The organism is Pseudomonas sp. YNh (assembly GCF_037993085.1).
Lineage (GTDB): Bacteria > Pseudomonadota > Gammaproteobacteria > Pseudomonadales > Pseudomonadaceae > Aquipseudomonas > Aquipseudomonas putida.
Genome location: NZ_JBBMRJ010000012.1, coordinates 36,703 through 51,946, shown reverse-complemented (window position 1 = coordinate 51,946; position 15,244 = coordinate 36,703). Strand labels below are relative to the sequence as shown.

Genomic DNA, 15,244 nt, shown 5'->3' with positions numbered 1-15,244 from the left:
CAAAGCTCCTTGTCAAGTAAAGGCAGGTCCGAAGATTCAGCGTCTGTGGAGGTCCTGTGGGAGCGGGTTAACCCGCGAAGAGGACGGGCCTGATAACTCATCCTCTGGGGTCGAAGGCTTCGCGCAAGGCATCGCCGATAAACACCAGCAACGACAAGATCACCGCCAGCGCAAAAAACGCCGTAAAGCCCAGCCACGGCGCTTCCAGATGTTGCTTGCCCTGGGTCACCAGCTCACCCAGCGAGGCACTCCCGGCCGGCATGCCGAAACCGAGAAAATCCAGTGCAGTCAGGGTGGTGATTGCCCCGGTCAGCATGAACGGTACATAGGTCAGCGTGGCGTTCATGGCATTGGGCAAGATATGCCGCAGCATCACCTGGCTGTCCGGTAACCCCAGCGCGCGAGCGGCTTTCACGTACTCCAGGTTGCGCCCACGCAGAAACTCGGCGCGCACCACATCGACCAGGGCAAGCCAGGAGAACAGCGCCATGATGCCCAGCAGCCACCAGAAATCCGGCTCCACAAAACCGCTGAGGATGATCAGCAGGTACAGCACCGGCAACCCCGACCACACCTCCAGCAGGCGTTGGCCGAGCAGGTCGACCCAGCCGCCGTGGTAGCCCTGCAACGCGCCGGCCACCACGCCGATAAACACGCTGACCACGGTCAGTGCAAAGGCAAACAGCAGTGATACCCGCGTGCCATACAACACCCGAGCCAGCACGTCGCGGCCCTGGTCGTCGGTGCCTAGCCAGTTGCTCGCACTGGGCGGGCTGGGGGTGGGTACCAGCAGGTCGTAGTTGGGCGTATCGGCGCTGAACGGGATGGGCGCGAACAGCATCCAGCCGCCCTGGCCTGCGATCAATTGCCGTACATAGGCACTGCGATAGTCGGGCTGGAATGGCAGTTGGCCGCCGAATTCCTGCTCGCTATAGCGCTTGAGCGCCGGCACATACAGGTCGCCTTTGTAGCCCAACAGCAGCGGCTTGTCGTTGGCCACCAGCTCTGCGCACAGGCACAACAGCAGCAGGCCGGCGAACAGCCACAGCGAGACCCAGCCCAGGCGGTTGCGGCGAAAGCGTTGCAGGCGGCGGCGCGAGACGGGCGAAAGCATCAGTGCGCCCTCGTGTCGAAGTCGATACGCGGGTCGAGCAGGGTGTACGACAGGTCACCGATCAGGCGGATCAACAGGCCCGCCAGGGTGAAGATGAACAGGGTGCCGAACACCACCGGGTAATCCCGCGACACGGCGGCCTCGTAACTCAGGCGGCCGAGGCCATCGAGCGAGAAGATCACCTCGATCAGCAACGACCCGGCGAAGAACACCGTGATCAGTGCCTGCGGTAACCCGGCCACCACCAGCAGCATGGCATTGCGCAGGACGTGGCCGTACAGCACCCGGCGCTCACTCAGGCCCTTGGCGCGGGCGGTGACCACGTACTGGCGGGAAATCTCGTCCAGGAAGGCGTTCTTGGTCAGCAACGTAAGGGTTGCGAAACCGCCGATCACCAAGGCCCCGACCGGCAGCACCAGGTGCCAGAAGTAGTCGGCCACCTTGCCCACCAGGCTGAGTTCGTCGAAGTTTTCCGAGACCAGGCCGCGTACCGGGAACCAGTTGAGCGAGGTGCCGCCGGCGAACAGCACGATCAACAGCAAGGCGAACAGGAACGAGGGCAGCGCGTAGCCGATCACGATCAGTGCGCTGCTCCAGGCATCGAAACGGCTGCCGTGGCGCACCGCCTTGCGGATACCCATCGGGATCGATACCAGGTAGGTGATCAGCGTGGCCCAGAAGCCCAGCGACAGGGTGACCGGTAACTTGTCGAGGATCAGGTCGGTGACTTTGGCACCACGGAAGAAGCTGCTGCCAAAGTCCAGGCGGGCATACTGGCCGAGCATCAACCACAGGCGTTCGGGGGCGGACTTGTCAAAGCCGTACTGGCGCTTGATCTCTTCGATCAGTTTCGGGTCCAGGCCGCGGGTGGCCCGCGACTCGCTGTGCACCACTTCCGCCCGGGCGCCGGGTGCGCCGCCACCCAGGCCTTGCAGCCGCGCAACGGCCTGTTCCACCGGGCCACCCGGGGCGGCCTGGACGATGGCGAAATTCACCAGCAGGATCGCCAGCAGCGTCGGGATGATCAACAACAGGCGTCGCAAAATGTAGGTGGTCATGGCGTGGCCTTCCGGCGTTCGGCCATTTGCGCGTTGGTCAGCGGGGTGGGGCTTACTTCCCACCAGGTGTCCAGGCCTTCGTCATAGGCGGCCTGGACCTTGGGCAGGCCAAAGCGGTTCCACCATGCGGTGGAGCTGCCCGGCGGGTAATAGTTGGGGATCCAGTAATAGTTCCATTGCAGCACCCGGTCCAGGGCATGGGCGTGCTGCAGCATGTCGGCCTGGGTGTCGGCGCGCACCAGGCCGTCGATCAGGTGGTCCACGGCCGGGTCCTGCAACACCATCAGGTTGTTCGAGCCGGGGTCGTGGGCGGCTGCCGAGCCAAAATAGTTGTACAGCTCGGCACCGGGCGACAGGGTGACCGGGTAGCCGGTGACGATCATGTCGTAGTCGCGTGCCATCAGGCGGTTGACGTACTGGGCTGAATCGACATTGCGAATGTTCAAGGTGACGCCGATCTGTGCCAGGTTGCGTTTCCACGGCAGCAGCAGGCGCTCCAGGCCGGACTGGCCATTGAGGAAGGTGAATGCCAGCGGCGTGCCCTGGCTGTTCACCAGGCGGTCACCTTCGGGGTGCCAGCCGGCTTGTTCGAGCAGCGCCAAGGCCTGCAACTGCTGCTTGCGGATAATCCCCGAACCATCGGTGACCGGTGCGGTAAATACGGTGGTGAAGACTTCGTCCGGTACTTTGCCACGCAGCGGATCGAGCAGCTTGAGTTCGCCGGCATCCGGCAGCTTGCGGGCTGCCAGCGGGGTGTTGGAGAACACGCTCTGCTGGCGGATGTACAGGTTGCGCATCATCTGCCGGTTGCTCCACTCGTAGTCCCACAGCATGCCCAGCGCCTGGCGCACGCGGCGGTCCTTGAACTGCGGCTGGTCGAGGTTGAACACGAAACCCTGGGCAACCTGCGGTTTGGCCGGGCCCAGGTGGGCGCGTTGCAGGCGGCCGTCGTCCAGTTGCGCGCCGTTGTAGCCCAGGGTGTAGGCGGTGGCGGAGAACTCGCGGTTATAGTCGTAGCCACCGCCTTTGAGCACCTGCCGCGCCACTTCGGTGTCGCCGAAGTACTCGATGCGCAGCTGGTCGAAATTGTAGCGGCCACGGCTGGCCGGCAGGTTGCGCGCCCACCAGGTCGGGTTGCGCTCGAAGGTGATGCTGCGGCCGTTGTCGATGCGCCCGATGCGGTACGGCCCGCTGCCGACCGGCTTGTCGAAGCCGGCACCATTGGCGAAGTCGCGCTGCTGCCAGTCATGTTCGGGCAGCACCGGCAGGCTGGCGAGGTCCAGCGCCAGGGTGCGGCCGTGGTCGGGCTTGAAGTCGAAGCGCACGTGCTGCGGGCCTTCCACGGTGACGCCGGTCACGTCGGCGAACTGGGTGCGGTATTTAAGGCTGCCCTTGCTCATCAACAGCTCGAAGGTAAACCGTACGTCCTCGGCGCGAACGGGTTTGCCATCGGCGAAGGTGGCACGCGGATCTATCTCGAAACGCAGCCAGGCATCGTCCGGGCCACGCTCCATGTTTCGGGCGATCAGGCCATAGACGGTGTAGGGTTCATCGAACGAGCGGACCGCCAGTGGCGCGTATAGCAGGCCGTCGACCTCGCTGACACCGATGCCCTTGTCGATATACGGCAGGATATGGTCGAACTGGCCGATCTCGATGGCCGAGCGGCGCAGGATGCCGCCCTTGGGGGCGTCGGGGTTTACGTAGTCGAAATGCTGGAAGTCGGGGGTGTAGCGGGGGGCTTCGTCGTAGACGGTGAGGGCGTGGCTGGGAGCGGCCTGTGTATCGAAGGCAAGGCAAAGCAGGAGCAGGCAGCACAACCCCTGTGGGAGCGGGCATGCCCGCGAATAGGCCAGGCCAGACAACCTTGTTGACTGATCCGCCGCATTCGCGGGCACGCCCGCTCCCACAGGGAGTTTCATCGGCTGCGAGGACTTAGTCCTGACGGCTGGTCACTTCCAGCAGGTGGTAGCCGAACTGGGTCTTCACCGGGCCTTGCACAGTGTTGACCGGGGCGCTGAACACCACGGTGTCGAATTCCTTGACCATCTGGCCTGGGCCGAACGAGCCCAGGTCACCGCCCTGACGGCTGGACGGGCAGGTGGAGTTGGCTTTGGCGATGTCGGCGAAGTCGGCGCCTGCTTCGATCTGGGCTTTCAGTTCGTTGCACTTGTCTTCGCTGCTGACCAGGATGTGGCGGGCGGTTGCACGGGCCATGGGTACTGCTCCTTGGGGTAAAAAGGCAAGCCTAGCGCACTTGCTTGGGGTATGTCTCGCCAGGCTCGCAACCTTGGGCTTACAGTTTTTGTGCCGCCTCACGCAACAGGGTGTCAGTCGAGGCCCAGCCCAGGCAGCCGTCGGTGATCGACACGCCGTATTTCAGTGCCCCCTTGCCCAGCGCTTGGCAGCCATCGAACAGGTGCCCCTCTATCATCACGCCAACGATCGAGCGGTCACCGGCCAGGCGTTGTTCCAGCACTTCGTTGAACACCGCTGGCTGGCGTGCCGGGTCCTTGCCGCTGTTGGCGTGGCTGCAATCGACCATGATCCGCGCCTGCAACCCCACCTGGGCCAGGGCCTGGCGGGCCATGGCGATGCTGTTGGCATCGTAGTTGGGGCCCTTGTGGCCACCACGCAGTACCAGGTGTGTATCGGGGTTGCCCAGGGTTTCGATGATTGCCGGGTGGCCCTGCGCATCCATGCCGAAGTGGCGGTGCGGGTGGGCAGCGCTGCGCATGGCGTCGCTGGCGATGGCGATGCCGCCGTCGGTGCCGTTCTTGAAACCGACCGGCAGCTCCAGGCCACTGACCATTTCGCGGTGAATCTGCGATTCGGTGGTGCGTGCGCCAATCGCGGCCCAGGCCAGCAGGTCGTCAAAGTAGCCGGCGGCCATCGGTTGCAGCAGCTCGGTGGCAACCGGCAGGCCACGCTCGATCATGCTCAGCATCAGCCCGCGGGACAAGGCGATACCCGAGTGCATGTCGTCGCTGCCATCAAGGTGAGGGTCGTAGGCCAGGCCTTTCCAGCCCACGGTAGTACGCGGTTTTTCGACGTAGGCGCGCATCACCAGCAGCAGCTTGTCATCCACTTCGCTGCTGAGGGCGGCCAGGCGGTCGGCGTATTCCAGGGCCGAGCGTGGGTCGTGGATCGAGCATGGGCCGACGATGACCAGCAGGCGCTCGTCGCGGCCTTCGAGGATGTTGCGGATGGCTTGGCGGTGGGCCTGGACTTGCTGGGCCAGTGCACTGGACAGCGGCATCTGCTGCTTGAGCAGGTGCGGGCTGGGCAGGCGCTTGCTGACGGTGGTGTTGGCTGCTTGCGGCTGGGTCAGGGGCAGGGCGAGGTTGGTAGCTTGCATGGCGTTTTTCCCTGGGCGGACGGCGGGTTCTGGCCCGCGTGGTCGGCCCTATCGAGGTGTTCGACAGATCGTTGAATTCGAATTGGCTGCTGCATTGCCACCTGTAGAAGACCGATCGGAGGCGGCAGGCTGGCCCGAGCGGGATTGGCTAAATCGCCAGGCATAGGTGTTTGCGTAGTAGTAAGTGGCGTAGTTCATGAATCTGTCCTCAATATGAATCGGTGTTGTTCAAAGGCCTGAAAAGCAAAACCCCCGGTCGGGGAGCCGACCGGGGGTTTGAGTATTCTCATGTTCGGCGGCCCCTCGAAGGTGGGCGCCGTGTGGGTATCGGCGCCTAGTGGCTAAACCAATACCCAAAGTAATAGCTGGCAGGTGCCACGCAGCCGGCAACGGCCAGCACAGGGCGCAGGTTGCGACCGGTGTGGTTGGCGTGGTTGCGGGTGTGTTTTGGCATGTTGCTCTCCAGTGAATGAGCCCGAGCTTACTTCAGTTTTACCGGGCCATTCAATGGATAAATGCTATGGGGCCGATCATTTGTTTTTGTACTGACTGGTTCAATGGCCATAACGACCGACCAGGCTCTGCGCCCCCAATGCGTGGCCTTGTAGCAACTGCAGCAGGCCATTGCGGTCCAGGCCTTCGGGCAAGGTGCCCAACGGCAGGTCGGTGGCGATCAGGGTCAGTGCGTAGTGGTGCGGGTTGTCGCCAGCGGGTGGGCAGGGGCCCCGGTAGCTGAGGGTGCCCCGCGAGTTGCGCCCCACAGTCACGTATTGCCCACTGAGCCCCGCCATGCCTTCCTTGAGCCCATCGTGTTCCGGGTCGATGTTGTAGGCAATCCAGTGCACCACGCCGATACCCTTGCCGCCGTCCGGATCGAACATGATCAACGCGAGCGACCGGGTACCTGCTGGCAGGTTTTCCCAGCTCAGTTGCGGGGTGCGCTCTTCACCGGCGCCGCAGGCCGGGTCTGGGCCGACCTGCTGCAGGGCAATCACGCCACCATCGGTAAACGACGAAGAACTGATCGACAGCGCACCTTGGTTACTGCTGTTGGCCAACGTCGTGCAAGGCAGCAGGGCGGCGAGCAGCCACGGTTTGACGTTCATGACGAATCCTTGGCAGGGCTTTGGGGCGCAGTGTAGCCCAGGCGAGCCTTAGTGGCTGTCCTGGTCCTCGGCGGTGCCGCCGGTGTGCCCGGCCCCAGAGCCGGTCGCCTCGCCCGTGCTGTTGGAACCCCCACTGGCCCCGTCGGCGGCATCGCTGTTGCTGCCGGTGTCGCTGCTGTCGTTGTCCTGGCCACTGCCGGGGCTGTTGACGCTGCTGTCGTCACCGGCGGTCTTGCCGCCAGACTGGTCGGTTTGCGGACGGCTGTCGGTGTTGGTGTCAGTGGCGGCGAAGCTGGTGCCGGTGAGGCTGGTCAAGGCCAGCGCCAGGCACAGGGAAAGCGGGCGAATGCGGATCATGGGAATGCTCCTTTGCGGATGATCTGTCATTCGTTTGGCTGGCGACGGGTGGCGGGGTGCCTTCTAGGCGACGGGTGGTCATTTGCGGGGCTGCTTTGCAGCCCAATCGCGACGCGAGGCCGCTCCCACAAGGAAATGCGATTTCCTGTGAGAGCGGCCCTGGAATCAATGAGATTCCGAGCGCTGCGCTGGCGCCGGGCTTTCGACCGGTTCCAGCGGTGGATGCTCCTGCGCCGCATGCATCAGGTCTTCGGTCACCCGCAGCTCGGCACCGGTTGGCGAGAAGGTGGTCGAGGCGGTGAACGGCGCCGGGTACTCTGCGGCCGGGCGCTTGCCACGGCGCCACATGAAGAAGCAAACCATGGCCAGATTGACCACGGCAAAGGCCCAGAACAACCCGGCCTCGCCAAACTCGGTCATCATCGGCGAAATCGCCACCGGCGCCATGGCCGAACCCAGCGAGTTGATCAGCAGCAAGCCTTGAATCATCGGTACCAGCGCATCGGAAGGCGCCCGGTCGGCCGCGTGGCTGACTGCCACCGGGTACAGCGTGAACACGCCACCACCCAGCAGGAACAGCATGGCCGGTAGCAGGAAAGAGTCCGACGGCAGGAATACCGTGATCAGCGAAAGCACCACGCACAGCGCGGCCAGGGCGATCAAGACGTCCTGACGGTCCTTGCGGTCGGACCAGCGGCCCACCGGGTATTGCAGCAGCATGGCGCCGAGGATCACCCAGGCCATCATGTTGCCGACCTCGCCCACCGCCAGGCCGATGCGCTGCAGGTATAACGGCAGCAGGGCATAGATACCGGCAATCGCCACGCCCGAACCAAAGCAGCCAACCAGGCCAGACGGCGCCACACCCAGCAATTGGCGGGGTTTGAGGGGTTCGACCTGGTCCAGCAGGGGCGATACCCGCGGCAGGATCACGATAGGCAGCACAGACAGGGCAGCCAGCACGCCAGCCAGCATGAAGGGTGCGGTGTCGCCAAGCTGGGTGATTTCGCCCAGGCCTGCCTGGGCAATCACCCCGGCGCCGTAGAAGGCAATCATGTACAGCGCCAGCAGGCGGCCGCGGATTTTCGCGTCGCCGGCCAGCAGCAGCCAGCTTTCGATCACCAGGAATACGCCCACTGCTGCCCAGCCGTTGATCAGGCGCAGCACCGACCACCAGGTGACATCGTAGAACAGCCCCTGCAGCAGAATGGTCGCGGCGATCAGTGAAGCAAAGCTTGTATAGGCGCGGATATGGCCGATGCGCAAGATCAGCCGGTCGTTGAAGATGGCGCCCAGGGTCAGGCCGATGAAGTAGGTCGACGAGACGACACCGATGGTGGTGGCCGATTCACCGGCAGCGCCCAGGCGCAGGGTGGTCAGCGAAGACATGAAGCCGTTGCCCAGGGCAATGATGAACAGCCCGAGCAGGGGCGCCAGCGCCATGGCCAGCAAACGCGGAGACATACGAACCTCTAGTTGGATGAGCGGAATGAGCGCCTTCTCGGACGCGCACACCGGCTCGACCCGACAAGGGGGCGAGTGGCGACACGGATGCGACCTGGGCAAGACTCAACCGCTGGCACCTTTGGGAATGGGCCGGGCGGGGAGGGTTGAGCCTATTTCACATGTGCGTTCATGTGTTCAGGCACGGACTCTGTCATTGCTGCGGGTTGCCACCGTTCAAGGCGACGGGCGAAAAGGAAGCGGGATTCTACGGGCTTGGAAGCTTTTGCCCAAGGGGCACGGGTATGCGACGAGACGCCGCAGTCCAAGGGCGACATGAAAGTGTCTTGGGCAGACATCTTGGGGCCCCTGTGCGGCCCAATCGCCGGCAAGCCAGCTCCCACAGGTATTGCACATGCCTTGGAAATAACACGCTTCCTTTGGGAGCTGGCTTGCCGGCGATTGGGCTGCAAAGCAGCCCCGGCCCTCTCACGGACTGCTGCATAATGCTGAACCCACACCAAGGAAGGCCCATCATGTTCGCGTCGCTGTTCGCAGTCCTGGCCCCGGTTTTCATCGTCGCCGGCATCGGCTATGCCTGGGCCCGCAAAGGCCTGGACTACCCAACCGACTTCATCGCCCGGGTTGTGATGACTGTCGGAACCCCGTCGTTGGTGCTGTCCACACTCAGCCGCACCGAGCTGAACCCGGATGCCTTCACCAGCATGGCGGTGGCTTGCCTGCTGTGCACCTTGGGCATGGCCCTGGCCGCGTTGCTGGTGTGTCGCGCTTCTGGCATGCATTGGCGAGTACTGCTGCCGGCGTTCATGTTCCCCAACACCGGCAACATGGGCCTGCCGATCAGCCTGTACGCCTTCGGTGAGCACGGCCTGGCCCTGGCCGTGGCGTTTTTCCTGACCCTGTCGATCGTGCAGTTCACCATCGGCATGGCCATTTCCGGCACGGCGGCTTCGCTCAAGGCGCTGTTGCGCAACCCGATCGTCATCAGCCTGGCGGGCGCCATGCCCATCATCTTTCTCGATTTCGAACTGCCGCGCTGGCTGGCCAACACCGCAGACCTGCTGGGCGGCATGACCATCCCTCTGATGCTGCTGACCTTGGGGGTATCGCTGGCCAGCATTCGCCTGCGCCACGTGGGCAGTGGCCTGTTGCTGGGCGGCTTGCGCATTGGCCTGGGGGCTGCGATGGGCTGGGCAGTGGGGGCGGCGCTAGGCATGGACACCCTTGAGCGCGCGGTCCTGGTGGTGCAGTCGGCGATGCCGGTGGCGGTGTTCAACTACCTGATGGCGGTACGGGCCAACCGTGAACCAGAGCAGGTGGCGAACCTGGTGATGTGTTCCACGGTACTGTCGTTTGCCTGGTTGCCGGTGGTGCTGGCCTGGTGGATGTAGGCCGGCAGCAAGCACATCAATCCTGAGTACGGGTATCGATACTGACCACCACAGACATCCCCGGCCGCAGGTGTCTGGCATCTGGCTGGTCGGCATCCACGGTAATGCGCACCGGAATCCGCTGGGCAATCTTGACGAAGTTGCCGGTGGCATTGTCCGCTTGCAACAGGGCGAACTCCGAGCCGGTTGCTGGCGAGATCTGCTGTACATGCCCCTGAAGCTTCAGGTGGTTGAGCGCATCCACGGTGAAGCTCACCGGTTGGCCGATGCGGACATTGGCCATCTGGGTTTCCTTCATGTTGGCGATCACCCACAAGGTGTCGGGCACCAGCGCCATCAATTGCGCGCCGGAATTCACATAAGCCCCCAGGCGTGTACCGATCTGGCCGAGCTGGCCGTCGCGCGGGGCGGTGACCCGGGTGTTGTCGAGGTCGATGCGCGCCAGCTCCACGGCCGCCTTGGCATTCTCCACCGAGGCCTGCAGCGCGGCCCGGTTGACCACCACCGTTTCCCGGTCCTGGCGGGCGATTTCCAGCGCCGCTCTGGCTTGGGCCAGGCTGGCGACGGCAGCGGCTTCACTGGCCCGGGCCAGGTCCAGGTCACGGCGTGACACAGAGCCGTCATTGACCAGCGCCTGGTTGCGGCCAAGGTCGGCTTTGGCCTTGGCTGCCTGGGCCATGGCATCGCCAATGGCTGCCTGACGCTGGGCAATGGTGGCTTCGGCGCTTTTACGCTGCTGCAGGTTGTTGGCCAGGGCCGCCTGCTGTTGCTGCAACTGGGCGATGGACTGGGCCAGGCGCTGCTTGTAGATGCGATCGTCCAGTTGCACCAGCAGGTCGCCTGCCCTGACGAACTGGAAGTCGTGCACCGGCACGTCGACGATGTAGCCACTGAGTTGCGGGCCGATGATGGTCACCTGGCCGCGTATCAAGGCATTTTCGGTACTTTCGATAGCGCTGCCGAATGGAGGCAGGCGCCAGGCATAGAGCACCAGCAGGATGCCGGCCAGGGCCACGCAGGCGATGCTGATCGTTGACAGGATGCGCACCCGCCGAGAGCGCCCCGGGCTGGTCGGCTCGCTGGGGGGTGTGGTGCCCTCCGGGGTTTCGGCGATGGCGGTGGTGGTCGTGGTGCGGGTGTCGTCGGTCATCGGGTGGGCGCGCCGGGGGTGGAGTCGGTGGAGGTGGTCTGGCGTCTTGCGTACCAGAGCCAGGTGCTACGGATGCATATCCAGATCATGGTCAGGATAGCGATGCTGCCAATCAGCACGAATACATCGTTGTAGGCCATGACATTCGCTTCACGGCTGGCGGCATTGGCCAGCACACGCATGCCGGCCTCGTTGCGCAGGGCCGGGTCGGCAAAGATGCCACCGTAGCCGGCGCCGCCGCTTTGTACGCGGGAGGTAACCAACGGTTCCAGGAAGCTGAGGCGGTCCATCAGGTGGCTGGAGTGGAATTTCTCGCGCCAGGTCTGGAAGGTGCCCAGCAGCGCCGCGCCAATCAGGCCGCCAAGGTTGTTGCAGATACCGAACAACACCGAAAAACTCACCAGGTTGCGCGGGTTGGCGCGTACATGGCTGATGCCCAGGGCCATCGACGGGCCGAGAAAAAAGGTACTCCCGAACGCCAGCAGGAACTGGCTGAAGTACATCTGTGCCGGGCGTGTGAGGTTGCTTGAGCTGCTGTCCATGAACGCACCTGTGGCCATGGCCAGTAGCGAGACCAGCAGCGGGATCACCAGGTGGTTGGGGTTGATGGTCAGGGCACTGCTGGCCAGGCCCGCCACGGCACCCAGCAGCATGATCCAGTACAGCGTGCGCATCTGCTCGCTGCCCATGTTCAGCACTTGCAGGAAACCGACCGCACCGGTGGACTGTTCGGAGGTGACCATGCGGATCAGCACCACGCACAGTGCCAGGCGAATGATCGCACCGCTGCCCAGCCAGTGGGTCATCAGCAACGGGTTGCGCCGGTTGTGCTCGATGGCCAGGCCAGCGAAGATCAGGGCGATCGATGCCGCCAGTGCCACGCCGATCCACGGCGCCTCCAGCCACCATTCGATGCGCCCCAGCGACAGCGCGGCGCAGAGCAGGGCGGTGCCGCTGGCCATCAAGGTGAAGGTCAGGAAATCCAAGGGCTCGAACGTCTTGAAGCGGTCACCTGGCGGAAGCTTGAGCATCAGTACGCACCCCAGCGCTGCCAGTGCCAGCCCCAGTTCGAACAGGTACAGGCCACGCCATTCGGCGATCTGCAGCAGGTCTTCGGAAAAGATCCGCGCCAGCGGCAGCGCCAGTTGCGAGGCGCCCAGGCCCAGCACCATCGCCTTCAGCCGCCATTGCGCGGGAAACGCCTGGATCATGTAGTACAGCCCCAGCGAGCTGAGCGCTGCCCCGACCATGCCGTGGGCCGCACGCACGGCGATGGCCGAATTGAGGTCGTTGACCAGCAGGTGGGCGAAGGTGACCAAGGCATACAGCACCAGGAACACTTCGGTGAACGCGCGCAGGCCGAACTGCTGGCGAAACTTCACCAGCAGCAGGTTGATGGACACGTTGGTCATGACGTAGGCGGCCGGTAGCCAGGCCATTTCTGCGGACGTCGCGCCCAAGGCACCCTGCAGGAACACCAGGTTGGCGGTGACCAGCGCGTTGCCCAGGCCACCGGTGATGGCTACCAGCAGGCCGACCACCCCGTAGGCCAGGCGTTTGGCTGGCGAATGCAGGGGCGTGGAGGGCGAGCCCGGCAGGCTGGGTTTTTCGTGGGGGAGCCACTGGCGGGGGGCGTATTTGTCCATGGGGCAGACTGTACTTGAGCGGCAACTGCAAGGAAAACAGTTACCGCCTGCTCCGGCCTCTTCGCGGGTATGACACTGGCCTTGAGGCTGGCGCTGTACCTGTGGGAGCGGGTTCACCCGCGAAGAAGCCGGAGCAGGCTAAAACAGGCCCCAGCCTCCAGGCTCAGAAATCCACGCTGGCCGATAAGCGCAAAACCCGCGGTGTACCTTGGGTCAGATAGTTGTTCGAGGTCGACGCCGATGCCCAGTACGCCTTGTTCGCCACGTTCTCCACATTGGCCCGCAACGTCACCTGCTTGTCATCGACCTTGAAACGGTAGCGCCCGCCCAGGTCCACCCGGGTCCAGGCCGGGATGCTCAGGCTGTTGGCCGCATTCACATACTGGCCGCCGGTACGCAATACCCGGGCGCTGAGTGCGGCGCCCTGAATGCCTGGCACGTCCCAGTCGGCCCCCAGGTTGTACTGGAAGCGCGGTACACCGGCAGCACGGTTGCCGTCGTTGCTGCCATAGGCGGTGTTCTTCTGCTCGGTGTGCATGAACACGGCACCGGTCAACAGGCGCAGGCCGTCCACCGGTTCACCGAACAGGTTCAGCTCCACACCTTTGTTGACCTGCTCGCCGTCCATGCTGAAGGTGTCCAGCGTTGCGCCGGGTGCGCGGTAGGTGACGCTGTTTGGTTGTTCGATGCGGTACACACCCAGGGTGGCGCCGAAACTGTTCCAGTCCAGCTTCACCCCGGCCTCTACCTGCTTGCTGCGCTTGGGCGGGAATACTTCGTTGGCATTGCTGACACTCGACGGTGCCGTCGGGCCCTGGGCCAGGCCCTCGATGCGGTTGGCATAGAACGACACATGCTCCCAGGGCTTGATCACCAGGCCATACACCGGGGTGGTGATGGACTCGTCGTACGGCGTGTTGCGCGCACCGGTGGCGGTCGCCCAGTTGTCCACGCTGATCGACTGGCGGCGCACGCCCACGGTCAGCAGCACGCGGTCATCGAAAAAGCCCAGGGTGTCGGACAGCGCCACGCTTTTGTTGCGGTTCTTGCCGACGATGCGCGGGTCGTGCAGGTCGCTGCCGAAATAGGTATCGGTCGGGCGCGGCACCTTCACCGGGTTGTACAGGTTGCTGTCGTAGCGCTTGGCCGCAGCCAGTGCTTCATAGGCTGAGCGCTGCTCACCCCACATGCCTGACAGGCCGAAATTGAAGCGGTGGCTGACCGGGCCGGTGGCGAAGCGGCCATTCAGCCCGGCAACGGCGCTCTTGTTGTCTTCGTCGTGGGGCGAGTACAGGAAACCACCACGCGCGGTGCCGTTGGCGTCGCTGACGTACAGCGAGGAATACTCGCCATTTTCGCGGGTGTGCTTGGCGCCGGCGCCGGCGTACAGCATCCAGTTGTCGTTCAGGTCATACTCGGCGTTGACCATGCCGTAGGTGTCTTCGAGCTGTGACCAGGTCCAGTCCTGCGAGTAATTGTCACGTGCAGACGGGGCGTGGGGCACTTTGCTGCCGTTGGGGTAGATCACCGCCCGGCCCTGGTTGATGCGCTCTTTCTGGTAACCCAGGTCGGTTGACAGGCGTAGCCGTTCGCCACGGTAGTCAAGGGCCACGGCAACCAGGGTGGAATGCTGGGCTTCGTCGTCGACGCCGTTGCCGCCGTCATGCTGGGCCAGGTTGATGCGAGCGCCGAAACGGTTGTCTTCACCAAAACGCTTGCCCAGGTCCAGGTGGCCGCCAACGTTGTCGCCAGTGGCGTAGTCGAGGGTGATATGCCGAGTGGGGGTATCTTCGGCGCGCTTGGGCACCAGGTTGATGGCACCACCAATGCCACTGCCCTGTGGCGCGACCCCATTGAGGAAGGCGCTCGACCCCTTGAATACCTCCACCCGTTCCAGCGCCTCGGTGGTCACTATCTGGCGCGGCAGCACCCCGTACAGGCCGTTGTAGCTGATGTCGTCGGTATTCAGCGGCAGGCCGCGGATGGTGAACACCTGCGAAAAGTTGCCGAAGCCCGCCGATTGGCGCACCGACGCGTCATTGAGCAACACGTCACCCAAAGTGCGGGCCTGCTGGTCGGCGATGGTCTTGGCGGTATAGCTGGTAACGCTGAACGGCACGTCGCTGATTGCCTGGTCGCCGAGCACGCCCAGGCGGGCGCTACGGGCTACCTGGCCACCTTGCCAGGTGTCGCTGCTGGCGGCCAGGTCGCTGTTGATGGTGGTTGCGCCCAGCTCCAAAGCATTGCCCAGGTCCACCGTCGGCGCCAGGGTGTAGCCGCCACTGTCGGTGGTTATCAGGCTGTAGCCGCTGCCGGCCAGCAGGCGGGCGAAGCCTTCCGGCACGCTGTAGTTGCCCTCCAGCCCCTGGCTTTGTGCGCCCTTGAGCAGCGCCGGGTCGAACGACAGCGGTACCCCGGCGCTGGCGGCAAAGCGCGCCAGCACGTCGGCCAGTGGCCCGGCAGCCAGGTGGTAACTGCGCGAGGTGGCATCGGCGGCCATCGCTGTGGGGGCCAGGGCGGCCATGGCGATGGCGAGGCTCAGGGCCTTCAAAGGCAAGCGGTACGTCTGGCGGGGCGTCATGCGAGGGTCCTGTAGGTGC

General features: G+C 64.2%; 12 protein-coding genes. 1 reads left to right on the top strand and 11 read right to left on the bottom strand.

Features of this window, described 5'->3' with window-relative positions; genetic code table 11:
• Positions 1-97: 97 nt before the first annotated feature.
• From WF331_RS14490 to WF331_RS14455, 8 genes are all read right to left on the bottom strand, one after another.
• The gene (locus WF331_RS14490; RefSeq protein WP_016499502.1) at positions 98-1,114 is read right to left on the bottom strand and encodes an ABC transporter permease; all 1,017 of its coding nucleotides are present in this window, start codon (positions 1,112-1,114) and stop codon (positions 98-100) included.
• Positions 1,114-2,172, bottom strand: coding sequence for a microcin C ABC transporter permease YejB (locus tag WF331_RS14485; RefSeq protein ID WP_340623029.1), 1,059 nt, complete (start codon positions 2,170-2,172; stop codon positions 1,114-1,116). The genes WF331_RS14490 and WF331_RS14485 overlap by 1 nt, the downstream gene beginning before the upstream one ends.
• The gene (locus WF331_RS14480) at positions 2,169-4,094 is read right to left on the bottom strand and encodes an extracellular solute-binding protein (protein ID WP_340623028.1); all 1,926 of its coding nucleotides are present in this window, start codon (positions 4,092-4,094) and stop codon (positions 2,169-2,171) included. Before WF331_RS14480 ends, WF331_RS14485 begins: the two co-directional genes overlap by 4 nt.
• Positions 4,095-4,107: 13 nt before the next feature.
• Positions 4,108-4,389 carry a peptidylprolyl isomerase gene (locus WF331_RS14475; protein WP_016499505.1) on the bottom strand — a complete coding sequence of 94 codons (282 nt, stop codon included), beginning with the start codon at positions 4,387-4,389 and terminating at the stop codon, positions 4,108-4,110.
• A gap of 79 nt (positions 4,390-4,468) precedes the next feature.
• Positions 4,469-5,530 (bottom strand): 3-deoxy-7-phosphoheptulonate synthase, encoded by a 1,062-nt coding sequence (locus WF331_RS14470; RefSeq protein WP_340623027.1) that lies wholly within the window; start codon positions 5,528-5,530, stop codon positions 4,469-4,471.
• A gap of 554 nt (positions 5,531-6,084) precedes the next feature.
• The gene (locus tag WF331_RS14465) at positions 6,085-6,636 is read right to left on the bottom strand and encodes a YbhB/YbcL family Raf kinase inhibitor-like protein (RefSeq protein WP_340623026.1); all 552 of its coding nucleotides are present in this window, start codon (positions 6,634-6,636) and stop codon (positions 6,085-6,087) included.
• 48 nt (positions 6,637-6,684) lie between these two features.
• Positions 6,685-6,993 (bottom strand): hypothetical protein, encoded by a 309-nt coding sequence (locus WF331_RS14460; RefSeq protein WP_016499508.1) that lies wholly within the window; start codon positions 6,991-6,993, stop codon positions 6,685-6,687.
• Between the two features lie 165 nt (positions 6,994-7,158).
• Positions 7,159-8,457 carry an MFS transporter gene (locus tag WF331_RS14455; RefSeq protein ID WP_340623025.1) on the bottom strand — a complete coding sequence of 433 codons (1,299 nt, stop codon included), beginning with the start codon at positions 8,455-8,457 and terminating at the stop codon, positions 7,159-7,161.
• Positions 8,458-8,972: 515 nt separating this feature from the next.
• Between WF331_RS14455 and WF331_RS14450 the strand changes: the two genes are divergently transcribed.
• Positions 8,973-9,848, top strand: coding sequence for an AEC family transporter (locus WF331_RS14450; RefSeq protein WP_016499510.1), 876 nt, complete (start codon positions 8,973-8,975; stop codon positions 9,846-9,848).
• 16 nt (positions 9,849-9,864) lie between these two features.
• Here WF331_RS14450 and WF331_RS14445 read toward each other — a convergent pair whose 3' ends face one another.
• The 3 genes from WF331_RS14445 to WF331_RS14435 form a co-directional block, all read right to left on the bottom strand.
• Positions 9,865-10,998 (bottom strand): HlyD family secretion protein, encoded by a 1,134-nt coding sequence (locus tag WF331_RS14445; protein ID WP_284398386.1) that lies wholly within the window; start codon positions 10,996-10,998, stop codon positions 9,865-9,867.
• Positions 10,995-12,644, bottom strand: a complete 1,650-nt coding sequence (locus tag WF331_RS14440) for an MFS transporter (protein ID WP_340623024.1) — start codon at positions 12,642-12,644, stop codon at positions 10,995-10,997. Before WF331_RS14440 ends, WF331_RS14445 begins: the two co-directional genes overlap by 4 nt.
• A 163-nt stretch (positions 12,645-12,807) precedes the next feature.
• Positions 12,808-15,225, bottom strand: a complete 2,418-nt coding sequence (locus tag WF331_RS14435) for a TonB-dependent receptor (RefSeq protein WP_340623023.1) — start codon at positions 15,223-15,225, stop codon at positions 12,808-12,810.
• Positions 15,226-15,244 lie beyond the last annotated feature (19 nt).